At 68.2% G+C, this 15048-nt stretch carries 11 protein-coding genes; 6 read left to right on the forward strand and 5 right to left on the reverse strand.

Annotation, left to right across the window (positions count from 1 at the left end):
- Window positions 1-10: 10 nt before the first annotated feature.
- The 3 genes from ACZK5G_RS02795 to ACZK5G_RS02805 form a co-directional block, all read right to left on the reverse strand.
- The gene (locus ACZK5G_RS02795) at window positions 11-202 is read right to left on the reverse strand and encodes a YqaE/Pmp3 family membrane protein (RefSeq protein ID WP_012510005.1); all 192 of its coding nucleotides are present in this window, start codon (window positions 200-202) and stop codon (window positions 11-13) included.
- Window positions 203-221: 19 nt separating this feature from the next.
- Window positions 222-647, reverse strand: a complete 426-nt coding sequence (locus ACZK5G_RS02800; protein ID WP_032128006.1) for a DNA polymerase III subunit chi — start codon at window positions 645-647, stop codon at window positions 222-224.
- Between the two features lie 81 nt (window positions 648-728).
- The gene (locus ACZK5G_RS02805; protein WP_125892550.1) at window positions 729-2207 is read right to left on the reverse strand and encodes a leucyl aminopeptidase; all 1479 of its coding nucleotides are present in this window, start codon (window positions 2205-2207) and stop codon (window positions 729-731) included.
- Window positions 2208-2311: 104 nt separating this feature from the next.
- Here ACZK5G_RS02805 and lptF point away from each other — a divergent pair, with 104 nt between their 5' ends.
- From lptF to ACZK5G_RS02820, 3 genes are read left to right on the forward strand one after another with little or no spacing between them, the layout of a single operon-like run.
- Window positions 2312-3394, forward strand: a complete 1083-nt coding sequence (gene lptF, locus ACZK5G_RS02810; RefSeq protein ID WP_032128008.1) for an LPS export ABC transporter permease LptF — start codon at window positions 2312-2314, stop codon at window positions 3392-3394.
- Window positions 3391-4497 (forward strand): LPS export ABC transporter permease LptG, encoded by a 1107-nt coding sequence (gene lptG, locus ACZK5G_RS02815; protein WP_049424937.1) that lies wholly within the window; start codon window positions 3391-3393, stop codon window positions 4495-4497. The genes lptF and lptG overlap by 4 nt, the downstream gene beginning before the upstream one ends.
- Before the next feature lie 54 nt (window positions 4498-4551).
- Window positions 4552-5424: a hypothetical protein gene (locus ACZK5G_RS02820; protein ID WP_478465267.1), complete on the forward strand. Its 873-nt coding sequence runs from the start codon at window positions 4552-4554 to the stop codon at window positions 5422-5424.
- Window positions 5425-5478: 54 nt separating this feature from the next.
- Here the strand turns inward: ACZK5G_RS02820 and ACZK5G_RS02825 are convergent, their stop codons facing one another.
- Window positions 5479-5970, reverse strand: coding sequence for an RDD family protein (locus ACZK5G_RS02825; protein WP_478465269.1), 492 nt, complete (start codon window positions 5968-5970; stop codon window positions 5479-5481).
- Between the two features lie 56 nt (window positions 5971-6026).
- On the opposite strand from ACZK5G_RS02825, the gene xerD reads away from it, so the two are divergent.
- Together xerD and ACZK5G_RS02835 are read left to right on the forward strand one after the other, a co-directional pair.
- The gene (xerD, locus tag ACZK5G_RS02830) at window positions 6027-7004 is read left to right on the forward strand and encodes a site-specific tyrosine recombinase XerD (protein WP_478465270.1); all 978 of its coding nucleotides are present in this window, start codon (window positions 6027-6029) and stop codon (window positions 7002-7004) included.
- 100 nt (window positions 7005-7104) lie between these two features.
- A complete protein-coding gene (locus ACZK5G_RS02835) occupies window positions 7105-7890 on the forward strand; it encodes a DsbC family protein (RefSeq protein WP_049424945.1) in 786 nt (261 codons plus the stop codon).
- Between the two features lie 110 nt (window positions 7891-8000).
- On the opposite strand, the gene ACZK5G_RS02840 is transcribed toward ACZK5G_RS02835, so the two are convergent.
- Window positions 8001-10100, reverse strand: coding sequence for a glycosyl hydrolase family 18 protein (locus tag ACZK5G_RS02840; RefSeq protein ID WP_478465272.1), 2100 nt, complete (start codon window positions 10098-10100; stop codon window positions 8001-8003).
- A gap of 828 nt (window positions 10101-10928) precedes the next feature.
- On the opposite strand from ACZK5G_RS02840, the gene purL reads away from it, so the two are divergent.
- On the forward strand, window positions 10929-14813 hold the full coding sequence (purL, locus tag ACZK5G_RS02845; protein WP_478465274.1) for a phosphoribosylformylglycinamidine synthase: 3885 nt from the start codon (window positions 10929-10931) through the stop codon (window positions 14811-14813).
- Window positions 14814-15048 lie beyond the last annotated feature (235 nt).

Below are 15048 nucleotides of genomic sequence, written 5' to 3' on the forward strand. Positions count from 1 at the left end.
GGAAGGGAGATCAGCGCGGCCCGAGGGCGCGCCGGATCTTCTGGTCGGTGTGGTACTGGCTGACCGCGTAGGCGGCCCAGATCGCGGCGGGCAGCCAGCCGATCAGGGTGATCTGCAGGATCAGGCAGACAATGCCGGCAAACGGCCGGCCGATGGTGAAGAAGGACAGCCAGGGAAGAATCAGGGCGATCAACAGGCGCATCAAGGGGTCCTCGCTGGACTTACATGTCGTGCTTGTTTAGGTCGTAACCGGCGGTCTTGTACTGGCGCCAGCGTTCGCGCAGCGGTTCGCGCGCTTCCGGGTCGGCCGGAACCACTTCCAGCACGCGCTCGCACTCGCCCAGCCAGGGTTCATCACGCAGGTTGATCACCAGCGGGCGCGCCGGTGCCTCGGTGCCCGGCACGGCGATCAGCACCAGGGCTTCTTCCTCGTCCATGTCCTCGCCGGCGATCTGGTGCGGGATGTAGGCATCGTTGTCGAACGCCCACAGCAGTTCGTCCAGCTCCTCGGCCTGGGCCTGGTCGCGGGCCAGCACCAGGGTGAACAACCCGGCGTCGTTGGCCTTGCGCGCCAGCTCGCAGACCAGGCGCAACGGCTCGGTCAGGAAGCGGGGCTTGGCGATCAGGTAGAAGTCGGCGCGGGGCATGGCAGGGTCCGGGTCAGGCAGGGGCCCGGCAGTGCCGGGCGAGGCCCTGGCCGGCGGGGCCGGCCAGGGTCGGGTACGGCATCAGGCGCGGGCGGCCTGGTCCAGCAGCCACTGGCTCAGCAGGCCGACCGGGCGGCCGGTGGCCATGCCACGCTTGCCTTCATCGCTGGCCACGCCGGCGATGTCCAGGTGGGCCCAGCGCTGGCCTTCGGCGAAGCGCGACAGGAAGCAGCCGGCGGTGATCGCACCGGCCCAGCGGCCGCCGATGTTGTAGACGTCGGCGAAGGTCGAATCCAGCATCGGCTGGTATTCGTCCCACAGCGGCAGGCGCCAGGCGCGGTCGAACACCTGCTCGCCGGCGGCCAGCAGCTCGTTGGCCAGATCGTCGTGCTTGCTCATCAGGCCGGCAGTCTGGTGGCCCAGGGCGACCATGCAGGCGCCGGTCAGGGTGGCGACGTCGACCAGCGCGGCCGGCTCGAAGCGCTGCGCGTAGGTCAGCGCGTCGCACAGGATCAGGCGGCCTTCGGCGTCGGTGTTGCCCACTTCGATGGTCTTGCCCGACATCGAGGTGATCACGTCAGACGGGCGGTAGGCGTTGCCGTCGATGGCGTTTTCCACCGCCGGCACCACCACCACCAGGTTCAGCGGCAGCTTGGCCTTGACCGCAGCGACGAAGGTGCCGATGACGTTGGCGCCACCGCACATGTCGTACTTCATCTCTTCGATGCCGCCCTGGGTCTTCAGGTTGACGCCACCGGTATCGAAGGTGATGCCCTTGCCGACCAGCACGTACGGCTTGGCGTCGCCGCCATTGTTCCACTTCAGCACGACCAGGCGCGGGCGGTTGGCCGAACCACGGGCCACGGCCAGCAGCGAGCCCATGCCCAGTGCTTCCATCTGGGTCTCGTCGAGGATCTCGGCCTCGGCACCGTCGTGCTCGCCGGCGAACTTCACGCCGACCTCGGCCAGATGGGCCGGGGTGCAGTAGTTCGGCGGCAGGTTGCCCAGCTCGCGGGCGAACTCGACACCGGCGGCGATGGCCTGGCCCTGGGCCAGGGCCTGCGCGTCGTCACCGGCGATGGCCAGCTGGGCCAGGCCGGCGTCGTCGGCCTTCTTCTTGCCCAGGGTGGCGGTGTAGCGGTACGCGGCATGATCGGCGGCGATCACCGCCTGGCGGATCGCCCAGGCCGCGTCGCGGTCCTTCACCGCCACTTCGGACAGGGTGAACAGTGCGCTGCGGGCAGCACCGGCCTTCAGCGCGCGCACGGCGTCGCCGACGGCCTTCAGGTACTGCGGCACGCCGAAGCGGGCGGCTTCGCCCAGGCCGACCACCAGCACGCGCGGGGCGGTCACGCCCGGCAGGTCATGCAGCAGGGTGGTGGCGCCGGTCTTGCCGGACAGGTCGCCGCGCTGGGCCAGGGCGGCCAGGCGGCCACCGCTGGCGGCGTCCAGGGCCTGTGCGGCCGGGGTCAGGGTATGGTCGGCATACGCGCCAACCACCAGGCAATCGACGGTGGCGGCGGCCGGAGCAACGTGGTTCAGGGTGAATTCGAGGGCCATTGAGCAGATTCCATTGGCGAGTCCGTACAATCGCAGGCCGTTTACGCCCAGACAGTAGACTGGGCGGCACCGCGAACGAACCCCAGAGTTTAAACCACCGCCCCATGTTGAAGCTCGACCGATACCTGCTGGGCGATTTCGTCCAGAGTTTCCTGGCTACCCTGATCGTCCTGCTGGTGGTCAGCGTGGGCGGCGTGCTGGTGGACATCCTCGGCAACATCGCCGACGGGCGCCTGCCGGCCAAGCTGCTGTTCTCGCAGCTGGGCCTGCAGTTCATCGCCTACCTGCCGCTGATCCTGCCGCTGGCGCTGATGCTGGGCCTGCTGCTGGCCATCGCGCGCCTGTACCGCGACTCGGAAATGGCAGTGATCACCGCCATTGGTGTCGGCCCCAAGCGACTGCTGCGGCCACTGCTGATGCTGGTGGTGCCGGTGGTGGCCCTGGTGGGCGCCTGCTCGCTGTGGCTGGGCCCGTGGGCCGGCCGGGTGGCCGAGCAGATGATCATCGAGGCCAACCGCAGCGTGCTGATGGCCGGTCTGGAGCCGGGCCGCTTCACCCCGCTGCCCAACGGCGGCGTGGTCTACCTGTCCTCGATCTCGCCCGATGGCACCCAGCTGGGCAAGGTGTTCCTGCAGCGCCAGAAGGATGACCGCCTGGAGGTGGTGTCGGCCAATGGCGGCCGCATGTTCTTCGAAGGTACCCGCCAGCGCTTCCTGGAGCTGGATGACGGCCACCAGGTGGAAGGGCCGGTGGCCGGTGGCCTGGACTACCGCCTGGCGACCTTCGCCCGCAATGACGTGGCCTTGCCCGATGGCGCGCAGACCCGCACCGAGGATGACCCGGAACTGATGCCGACCCTGCAGCTGATCGGCGATGAGCGTCCGCAGGCGCAGGCGCAGCTGCACCGCCGCCTGGCGCCGCCGCTGATCGCGCTGGCGTTCGCCCTGCTGACCGTGCCGCTGGGCCGCAGCTCGCCGCGCCAGCAGCGCTACGGCCGCATGATGCTGGCGCTGATGGCCTACATGGTCGGTACCAATCTGATGTTCATCGGCAGCGGCTGGATCGCCAACGGCAAGATCCCCCCAGCGCTCGGCCTGTGGTGGTTGACCCTGCCGTTGCTGGCGCTGGCAATCTGGATGTATGCACGTGATGGCCGCCTGGGCCGCCCGAAGGGAGCCCGCGCATGAGGCTGCGCCCGATGCGTTTCGACCTGTACCTGGGCCGGTCGGTGTTCACCACGGTGCTGCTGACCTGGGCCGTGCTGGTTGGCCTGGACGTGGTGATGGCGTTCTCCGGCGAGTTCAAGGACATCGGCAAGAACGGCTACACGCTGGGCCATGCCGCCGCATGGGTGCTGTACACGGTGCCACGCCGCGCCTACACCATGTTCCCCACCGCCGCGGTGATCGGTGCACTGATGGGCCTGGGCCAGCTGGCAGCGACCTCGGAGCTGACCGCGCTGCGTGCGCTGGGCCTGTCGCGCAAGCGCCTGAGCGTTTCGGTGGCGATTGCGCTGTCGCTGCTGACCGCGGTGATGGTGTTCAGCGCCGAGACCCTGGGCCCCTGGGGCCAGGACCGCGCCGATGCGTTGAAGTCCAGCGCCAAGTGGGGGCGGGATATCGCCACCAGCCGCTACTCGGGCCTGTGGGCACGCGAGGGCGATACCTTCCTCAACGCGCAGAGCGGCGAGGAGCAGCTGGTCGGCGACAAGGGCACGCGCCTGATCCTGCGCGACGTGCGCCTGTACCGCATCGCCGAGAATGGGGGCATCGCCTCATTGACCCATGCCGACACCGCCGAGCATGACAGGGATGGCTGGGTGCTGACCGGGGTACGTCGCGATACCTTCGGCGAGCGCTCGGCGACCCGCCAGGAAATCGCGCGCGAACCGTGGAATTCGAAGCTGGATGCGGCCGCATTGGCCACCGGCATCGCCAAGCCGCGCAACCTCAGCCTCGCCGAACTGAGCACCAGCATCACCTACCGGCAGCGCAACGGGCTGGACGCGCGTGACTTCGAGGACGTGTACTGGAGCCGCTGGTTCTACCCGTTGAACGTGCTGGCGCTGTGCCTGGCGGCGGTGCCGTTCGCGTTCGGTTCGCTGCGCAGCGGCGGCATGGGCAAGCGCCTGTTCCTGGGCATCCTGTTCGCGCTGGGCTTCTGGCTGCTGCAGCTGTTCTTCGGCCGCATGGCCGGCGCGCTGAAGTTCGATTACCGCATTGCCTATGCGCTGCCACCGATCGTGATGCTGGCGGTGTCCGGACTGCTGTTCCGGCGCAAATCGGGTTGATTCCCAGGGAGCCGGGCAAGGCCCGGCTGTTTCCGTTTCACTTCAAGGACGAACATGAGCTTCCAACGCTTTCTGCCGTACATCGCGGCCGTGCTGCTTTCTGCCGGCTGCAGCCGGTCCACCGTCGACTTCGAGGTCGACAACCCGACGGATGCACCGCTGACCTTGTCGGTCGACCAGCAGGTGCATACCCTGCCGCCGCACACCTCCATGCCCCTGGTCCTGGAGCCGGGCCAGTACCGGCTGCAGAGCGAGAAGATCGGCAGCGTACGCATGGTTGTCTACGCCGACGGGATCGGTGGGCTGATCAACCCGGCCATGGCCGAGTACGTGATCGTCACCGAGCAGTACGTCACCAGCAAAACCAATACCGGCAACCTGGCATCGAAGATCGAACTGAACGATGTGGAGATCGAGGGTCCCTACGTGAAGGCGACCGGCTTCTTCATTCCGCGCCGTTGGGACGCAGGACTGAAGGGCGAGCTGCCTGAAACGTTGGTCTCCAGCAGCCCGGATACCTCGTCCGACTACCGGACCAAGCTCTACAACGTGCCTGGCTTCTTCGAATACCTGGATGCCGGGGACGAGCTGAAGGAGGCTTTCGGGCCGGATGGCTACCGGCCGCCGGCAGCATCGGTGGCTTTCACTGCCGCCCAGCTGCCGCCGCTTCCGGCGGCCTATGAGGCCCAGGGCAAACCGATGCGCGAGCTGTACGCGCAGTACCTTGCCGCAACCGATGCTGGCGAGCAGAAGCGCCTGAAGAAGGCCAGCCTGAAACTGTGGCAGGAGTTCGTGAAGACCCGTGCGCAGTTGAGCGGACAGTCGCCGGTGGCTGACGATGTGCAGGCCAATGCGTTTGCGTCCGCCTTCTTCGACCTCTGGACGCAGCCGGCGGTGATCCTGCCGGACCCGGCGCCAGCCGGCTGATCGCTGCGTTGATCGTGTAGAGCCGAACCCATGCTCGGCTCTACACGTGGTGCATCACCGCTTCGGCATGCGCATCAGGCGGGTGCCGCTGGCGCGGTCGTGCCAGGTCAGGCGGTCGCGGTCGACCCATGCCCACCAGAACCCCAGTCCACCCAGCAGCAGCGACAGTGAGCCCACCGCGAAGCGCAGCCACAGTTGGCCGCGCCGCAGCGGCGTGCCATCGCTCGATTGCAGTTTCAGCCGCCACGGTCGCATGCCCAGCGTCTGTCCGCCACGGCGCCAGCTGGCCGTGGCGTACCACCCCGTGATTCCCCAGCACACCGCCCACAGCAGCCACTGCCAGGCACTGAACGGCGCGATGTTCTCGCGCTGCGCGTGGCCGCTGAAGGTGTAGACGAGGGTGAACAGCGTGCCGGCCAGCATCCACAGCGCCAGCACCGGCAGTGCGTCGTAGACCATCGCCAGCACGCGCCACGCCAACAAGGCACGTGGGCGGGGCATTTCGGTAGCGGCCGCAGGGGCCGTGTCGGTGACGGGGCGGGACATGCGCCGAGCATACGCAAAGCTGGCCGTGCCCGCAGTGGCCCTCGTATCCTGCACCCATGGCCCTTGTTTCCACCCCCGCCGAACGCCGCCAGCTGGTGCAGCAACTGCCCGAGCTGCGCGCCGACGACAGCGCGCGCATCCAGCGCTTCCTCGATGCGATCTGGGTCGAGAACGGCCTGGCCCGCGCCACCCTCGACAGCTACCGGCGCGACCTGGAAGGGCTGGCGCGCTGGATGGATGGGCGCGACGGTGGCCTGGCCGGCATCGAGCGCCCGGGGCTGTTCGATTACCTGGCCTGGCGCACCCGGCATGGCTGGTCGCCGCGCAGCAATGCGCGCCTGCTGTCGGCGCTGCGCGCGTTCTTCGCCGATGGCGTGCGCCGTGGTGAACGCAGCGAGGACCCCAGTGCCCTGCTGGACCCGCCGAAGCTGCCGCGGCTGTTGCCGAAGGCGCTGGCCGAAAGCCAGATCGACGCACTGTTGGCGGCGCCGGACATCGACAGTCCGCTGGGCCTGCGCGACCGCGCCATGCTGGAGCTGATGTATGCGGCCGGCCTGCGCGTGAGCGAGCTGGTGCTGCTACCGGCCACGGCAGTCAACCTGCGCCAGGGCGTGCTGAGGGTCACGGGCAAGGGCAGCAAGGAGCGGCTGGTGCCGCTGGGCGAGGAATCGCAGCACTGGCTGGAGCGCTATCTGCAGGCGTCGCGCCCGCAGCTGGTCGGCAAGGGCAAGGTGCAGGCGCTGGCCGATGGGCAGACCCCATTGTTTGTCGAGCCGACGCTGCATGCGCTGACCCGCCAGGCGTTCTGGCATCTGGTCAAGCGCCACGCGCAGGTGGCCGGTATCGATCCGGTGCGGATCAGCCCGCATGGCCTGCGCCACAGCTTCGCCACGCATCTGCTCAACCGCGGCGCCGACCTGCGCGCGCTGCAGATGCTGCTCGGCCACAGCTCGCTGTCGACCACCCAGATCTACACCCTGGTGGCCCGCGAACACCTGCAGAAGCTGCACGCGCGCCACCATCCGCGCGGCTGAGCAGCGGCCTGAACCCCGGCCTCGGACGGTGGGCAGTGTCGCGGCCCGGTAGCGGCGGCTGTGTCAGAATCCGGGGTCTTCTTCTGTCGCGGACCGCTCCATGCTCCGATTTGCCATCGCCGCCGTGTTCGGTGCGCTCAGCCTGACCGCCTGCGCCCAGCCGGCTCCGCCGGCCGCCAAGGCACCCGCCGCGGCTGCGGCCAAGGCCGCCCCGGCCGCCAACGCTTCGGCCGACCAGGCCGTACGCGCCGCGCTGACCGCCCTGAATCCCGGCTTCCAGGTGGACTACATCGGCGCTGCGCCGTTCCCCGGCTTCCGCGAGGTCGTGGTCTCCGGCCAGTTGCTGTACGTGTCCGACGATGGCCGCTACCTGTTCCAGTCGCAGCCCTACGACACGCGTGCCAAGGGCCCGGCCAACAGCGAAGGCCTGCTCGGCTACCGCCGCGATCTGCTGGCCAAGGCCAACCACGGCGACCGCATCGTATTCGCTGCGCCCAATGCCAAGTACACCATCAGCGTGTTCACCGACATCGAGTGCGGCTACTGCCGCAAGCTGCATCAGGACATCGCAGAGCTCAACCGCAACGGCATCTCGGTCGAGTACCTGGCATTCCCGCGCATGGGCCTGGGCAGCAAGGACTACACCGACATGATTTCGGTCTGGTGTGCAGCGGATCGCCGCCAGGCCCTGACCAACGCCAAGCGCGGTGGCAGTGTGCCGGCCAAGAACTGCACCAACCCGGTGGCGATGCAGTACGCGCTGGGCCAGCAGTTGGGCGTGAACGGCACGCCGGCGATCTTCGCGCCGGATGGCACCCAGTTGGGCGGTTACCTGCCGCCGGCGCAGCTGCGTGCGGCGCTGGACAAGCTGTCCGAGAAGCGCTGACGCGGAATCGTAGCGTCGAGGCATGCTCGACTGCGGGACCATCAGCCGAGCATGGGCTCGGCGCTACAGATCAGAGGCCGGGGGCGCACAATGCGCCCCCGGCTTTGTGCTTATTTCAGGCCATCACTGACCGCCTTGGTCAGCGTGCCCTGCGCATCGTCACCGCTGAACTCCCAGACGAACGCGCCGCCCAGGCCCTGGGTCTTCACGTAGCCCATCTTGCGGGTGATGTTGGCCGGAGTGTCGAAGCTCCACAGCGTGCTGCCGTTGTAGATCCAGGTGGCACCGGCCGTGTTGTCGGTGTAGCCCGGCCACGCCAGGTTCTTCAGCACCTTCCAGTCTTCGATGCCGGCTTCATACGTGCCCGGGGCGGCGCCGGTCGCGGTCTGGTACAGGCCGTTGTTGGCGTTGGTCACACCGGTCCAGCCACGCCCGTAGTAGCCGATGCCCAGGTTGAGCTTGGCGGCGGGCACGCCACGGCTGATGAAGGCCTCGATGGCGTCGTTGCTGTTGTAGAGCTTCTGGTCGCCGGTGGAGGGATCATTCGGCGAATCGAACAGCGCCGACTGGTGATTGGTCTTCGCATCCCACGCGCCGTGGAAGTCGTAGGTCATCACGTTGATGTAGTCCAGGTACGGGTGGTACGCGGCCGGATCAGTGACGCGGATCTTGTCGATGCCGGCACCCACCGCCACCGTCAGCAACAGGCCCGGACGCACCGCATCGAGCTGGCGGCGGAACTCGGCCATCAGCGCGGTGAAGTTGGCGTTGTCCTCCGGCTTGCCGCATTCGATGCCACACGCCACCGGGTACTCCCAGTCGACGTCGATGCCGTCGAACACGCCCAGTGCGGCACCGGCGCCACCGGCACCGTCGGTCACCGGCAGGTTGCCCTTGATGTAGGCGTCGATGCACGAGGCGACGAAGGCCTGGCGGTTTTCCGGACGCGCCGCGCTGGAGAAACCACGCGACCAGGTCCAGCCACCCAGCGAGATCAGCACCTTCATGCCCGGGTACTTGGCCTTGAGCTGCTTGAGCTGGTTCCAGTTACCGCGCAGCGGCTGGTCCCAGGTATCGGCGCTGCCGCTGACGCTCTCGGCGGCACTGAAGGCCTTGGTGTAGTCGGCGAAGGCATCGCCACCGGCACCGCTGTTCGGATCCGACGGCTGGGTGATGCCCACTTCGCAACGGTTGTTGCGCACATTGCCGAACGCGTAGTTGATGTGGGTCAGGCGTGCGGCCGAGCCACTGCTGTCGATGTTCTTGACCCGGTAGTTGCGGCCGTAGATGCCCCACTGGGTGAAGTAACCGATCACCCGCTTGCCGGTGGTGCCGCCGTCGCCGGCCAGCGTAGTGGCGCTGATCTCGGTGCCCTGGGCCGAGGCGTTGCCGGCGTTGTCGCGGGCACGAACCCGGTAACGGTAGGTGGTGGAGGCAGTCAGCCCGCCATCGATGTAGCTGGCGCTGGACGGTGAACCGACCAGGCTGCCGTTGCGGTACACGTCGTAGCCGGCCACGCCGCTGCCACCGGTGTTGTCGGTGGACGGGCTCCAGCTGAGCGCGATGCTGTTGGCGGTGCGGGTGCCGACCGCCAGCCCGCCCGGCACGCTCGGTGCGGTGGTATCGCCACCGGCGGCGTTGACGGTGATGTTGATGGTCGCGGTGCTGGTGGTGGCGTTGTTGTTGTCGGTCGCGACTGCACGCAGGGTGTGGCTGCCGGCGCTGGCATTGGCCCAGCTGGCCGCGTACGGCGCACTGGTGGCCACGCCCAGCGTGCTGCCATCGCGGAAGAACTCGACCTTGGCGACGCTGCCGTCCGGATCACTGGCGTTGGCGGTCACGTTGACCGTGCTGCCGGCGCTGAAGGTGGCGCCGTTGGCCGGCGAGGTCAGGCTGACCACCGGCGGCTGGTTGGCGCCGCTGCCATCGCAGGCACCGAGGTTGGTGTAGTAGGGCGCACCGGCCGGATGGTCCGGCGGCGCGTTCCAGATGTCCTGGTTCGCCCGATAGAGGACGCCTCCTTTCTGCAGGGTATCGCCAGCCCGGTAGATCTTGGCCTGGTCCCACTGGGCCACGCCGGCACAGCTGGCGGCCTGCGCCAGGCCGGGCAGGGCGGCGGTACCGGCGGCCAGGGCAAGCAGCCAGGCCAGGCGGCGGGGACGACAGCTTCGGGTCGAACGTTCGGCACTGCGCACAATCGGGTCGTACATGGGTAAGTCTCCGATCAAAGGGCGCGCGGGCCCCGATGGCGCCGCGCGTGACGCAGGTCCGGGCGTCGCCCGGGAAGGCGACGGAGGGGGCGGACGGAGGTACCTGGGAGGCCGGGGAGAGAGTCCGGCGCCAGGTAGGGACAACGTTGTCATCAATCGTGTGGTCAATCCGTGAGCGAGTGCATGGTTCGGGGATTTGGCGGAGAGCGGCGCTGGCGCGCGGTCGGCGGCCATCGGCGGAGCCCCTCGTGGCTGGAGTGGGTCGCTGAAAGCGGGTTTCTGAGGGTTGGCCGGGTGGGTGGGCTGCGCAGGGGACGCTGCAAGTACGTCCATGTAAGCTCGATCGCCGCATCCATGCGGCTCACGCCCCTGCGCAGCCCACCCACCCGGCCCCTGACAGGTTCCTGCGCGGCCAGCCACGGAAGACAGAACAAAAAATCAAAAGCAGAAGCCGATCGCTTCGTTCTTCAATGCCTGATTTCTGAAATTTCCTGGTTGCCGGCCAGCGGCCGGCACTACCGGGGAGCATCCACGCATGGCGTGGATCTACTGCAGATCGCGGAAATCTGTCGAAGGCGGGGTGGTGGGGACCAGCAGGACCGTTGGCGCCATGGATGGCGCCATCGAGCCCCCATGGACGGGTTTACGGCGTGTCCTGCTGGCCCCCACCACCCCGCCAGCCCACGGAATGCCTGTTGTTGCCTTGGCCGTTGCTGTTGCTGTTGCCGTTGCCTTGGCTTCGGCGGGTGCCGGGCGCCGCCCGGCCAAAGCCCACCCCCCGCTTCCGGTACAATGTCGGGCCCGTTTCCCAACTACGGTTCCCCGGACATGATGGTCCTCGAGGGCGCGCCCGCCCTGTCGCCGTTCCGCCGCGAACGTCTTGAATCCCGCCTGCAGTCCATCGCGCCCTCCCTGCGCATCAGCGGTGCCTGGCACGTCTACTTCGTGCAGCCCGAAGGCAGCGCCGCCCCCGACCTGACCACCCTGTGCCGCATCCTCGAAGCCGCGCCGCAGGCCGAAGCCGTGGCCGACGGCGCGGTCAGCCGCATCGTGGTGCCGCGCCTGGGCACGCTGTCGCCGTGGTCGAGCAAGGCCACCGAACTGGTCCGTGGTGCCGGCCAGCCGGTCAGCCGGGTCGAGCGTGGCCTGCGCATCGACGTGCAGGGGTGGCCGGCCGATGCCGCCGCCCAGCAGGCGCTGGTCAAGGCGCTGCACGACCCGATGACGCAGTCGGTGCTGGAGACCGTGGAACAGGGCCAGGCGCTGTTCTCGGCGCCGGCCCGCGGTGAACTGGAACGCGTGCCGGTGGACCAGCTGGAGGCTGCCAACCAGCGCCTCGGCCTGGCCATGGCCCAGGACGAGATCGACTACCTGCGCGAACGCTTCACCGCGCTCGGCCGCGCGCCGTCCGACGTCGAGCTGATGATGTTCGCGCAGGCCAATTCCGAGCACTGCCGCCACAAGATCTTCAACGCCAGCTGGACCATCGACGGCCAGGAGCAGGACCGCTCGCTGTTCCGGATGATCAAGAACACCCACCAGCAGACCCCGCAGCACACGCTCAGCGCGTACAGCGACAACGCAGCGGTGATCGAAGGCCATCCGGCGTCGCGTTACCGCCCGGATCCGGCCAGCGGCGAATACCGCCGCGAGCCGCAGGTGCCCAGCGCGTTCCAGATCAAGGTGGAAACGCATAACCATCCGACCGCGATCGCGCCGTTCCCGGGTGCCTCGACCGGCAACGGTGGCGAGATCCGCGACGAAGGCGCGACCGGCCGCGGCGGCAAGCCGAAGGCGGGCCTGTCCGGGTTCTCGGTTTCGCACCTGCGCATTCCGGAACTGCCGCAGCCGTGGGAAGCGCCGCGCGCGCTGAACCCGCGCATGGCACCGGCATTGGAAATCATGACCGACGGCCCGCTTGGCGGCGCTGCGTTCAACAACGAGTTCGGCCGCCCGAACCTGCTCGGCTACTTCCGCAGCTTCGAGCTGCCGGAAGGCGCTGATCTGGTGCGTGCCTACGACAAGCCGATCATGCTGGCCGGTGGCCTCGGCGCGATCGACCGCGTGCAGGTCGACAAGATCCAGCTGCAGGCCGGTGATGCGGTCATTGTGCTCGGCGGTCCGGCGATGCTGATCGGCCTGGGCGGCGGTGCCGCCAGTTCGGTGGCCTCCGGCGAGAGCGCCGAGGACCTGGACTTCGCCAGCGTGCAGCGCGACAACCCGGAAATGGAACGCCGCTGCCAGGAGGTCATCGACCGCTGCGTGGCGATGGGCGCCAACAACCCGATCAAATTCTTCCACGACGTCGGTGCCGGTGGCCTGTCCAATGCCATCCCCGAACTGCTGCACGACTCCAAGGTCGGCGGTGTCATCGACCTGGGCAAGGTGCCCACCGATGATCCGTCGCTGTCGCCGATGCAGCTGTGGTGCAACGAGTCGCAGGAACGCTACGTGCTGGGCGTGGCCCAGGAGCGCCTGGCCGAGTTCGCCGCACTGTGTGCCCGCGAGCGCTGCCCGTTCGCCGCGGTTGGCGTGGCGACTGCCGAGGAACACCTGGTGGTGGCCTACGGTGCGGTGCCGGGCCACACCCCGGCCGATGCGCCGATCGACCTGCCGATGGATGTGCTGTTCGGCAAGCCGCCGAAGATGCACCGCGACACCGCGCATCCGTCGGCCCCGCGCTGGCCGGCGCTGAAGACCGGCGGCCTGGACCTGCAGGAAGCCGGCCTTCGCGTGCTCGCGCACCCGACGGTGGCGTCAAAGAACTTCCTGGTCACCATCGGTGACCGCAGCGTCGGTGGCCTGACCGCACGCGAACAGATGGTCGGCCCGTGGCAGCTGCCCGTGGCCGACGTGGCGATCACCCTGGCCGACTTCGACGGCGTGTCCGGTGAAGCGATGTCGATCGGCGAGCGCACCCCGCTGGCCCTGCTCGACGCCGCTGCTTCGGCACGCATGGCGGTGGGCGAAGCGTTGACCAACCTGTGCGCGGCCCCGGTCGATGCGCTGGATGAGATCAAGCTGTCGGCGAACTGGATGGCCGCGGCCGGCCACCCGGGCGAAGACGCGCTGCTGTACGACGCAGTGAAGGCGGTGGGCATGGAACTGTGCCCGCAGCTGGACATCAGCATCCCGGTGGGCAAGGACTCGCTGTCGATGCAGGCGCAGTGGCACGACCAGGGCGAAGCGCACAAGAGCGTGTCGCCGGTGTCACTGGTGATCTCGGCGTTTGCGCCGGTGGCCGACGTGCGCCAGCAGCTGACGCCGCTGCTCGACCGCGACGTGGAAAGCGAGCTGTGGCTGATCGGCCTCGGCGCCGGCAAGCAGCGCCTGGGCGGTTCGATTCTGGCCCAGGTGCATGCCGACCACGGCGATCTGCCGGCCTTTGCCGGTGCCGCGCCGGACCTGGACGACCCGCAGCGCCTGCGTGGCTTCTTCGAACTGATCCGCGATGCGCGCCAGTCCGGGCTGCTGCTGGCCTACCACGACCGCAGCGACGGCGGTGCCTTCGCTGCGCTGTGCGAAATGGCCTTCACCTCGCGCCTGGGCCTGGACATCACTCTCGATGCCTGGGGCGATGATCCGTTCCGCAGCCTGTTCAATGAAGAACTGGGTGCGGTGGTGCAGATCGCGCGCGAAGACCGTGCTGCGTTCGCCGACCTGGTCGAACGCCACGCACTGACCGAATGCGCACAGCGCATCGCCAAGCCGACCACCGCGCCGGTGGTGCGCGTGTCACTGGGCGGCGAGAACCTGGCCGAGTGGCGCTGGGACGCGCTGTTCGACGCCTGGTGGTCGGTCACCCATGCGATGCAGAAGCGCCGCGACAACCCGGCCAACGCCGACGCCGAGCGCGAGATTGCGCGTGCCTTCACGGCGCCGGGCCTGAAGCCCAAGCTCAGCTTCGACCTCAACGAGGACGTGGCGGCGCCGTTCATCAGCACCGGTGCGCGCCCGCGCGTGGCCGTGCTGCGCGAGCAGGGCGTGAACGGCCAGATTGAAATGGCCAACGCCTTCGAACGTGCCGGCTTCCGCGCCTTCGACGTGCATATGAGCGACCTGATCGAAGGCCGCGTGGCCCTGCAGGACTTCACCGGCCTGGTCGCCTGTGGTGGCTTCAGCTACGGCGACGTGCTCGGTGCCGGCCGTGGCTGGGCCACCTCGATCCTGGAGCGCAGCGCGCTGCGTGATGCCTTCGCTGCGTTCTTCGCCCGCGAGGACAGCTTCGCGCTGGGCGTGTGCAATGGCTGCCAGATGATGAGCCAGCTGAAGGGCATCATTCCGGGGGCCGAGCACTGGCCGCAGTTCCGCCGCAACGCCAGCGAGCAGTTCGAAGCTCGTACCGCGCTGCTGGAGGTGGTGGAATCGCCGTCGATCCTGCTGCGCGGCATGGCCGGTTCGCGCCTGCAGGTGGCGGTGGCGCATGGCGAAGGCCAGGCCGTGTTCGACAATGCCGTCGACCAGGCCGCCGCACGTGTCTCGCTGCGCTACATCGATGGCCACGGCAACGTTGCCAGCCAGTACCCGCTGAATCCGAACGGTTCGCCGGACGGCATCACCGGCCTGACCAGCAGTGACGGCCGCGTCACCATCATGATGCCGCACCCGGAACGCACCCCGCGCGCGCTCAACCTGAGCTGGGCTCCGGCCGAGTGGCAGGGTGACTCGCCGTGGATGCGCATGTTCCGCAACGCGCGGGTGTGGTGCGGCTGATCGCACTGCATCGCGCAGGCCTCAATGCCATCGCGTATGGAAAAACCCGCCGTTGATCGGCGGGTTTTTCTTTGCGCGCTTGAAACTCCAGTCGCGACCGCTAGTTACATGCATTTTCATGCGTCGAGGAATCGTCACGCATGCATAACAAAATCCTTTCATAAACACGTGAAATAGTGATGTGCTTCACGGCAATAGGATTTGCTGTGTCAAAGTCTTGACGATCTGCAAAGTT

The organism is Stenotrophomonas sp. 62841_Sma (assembly GCF_056482945.1).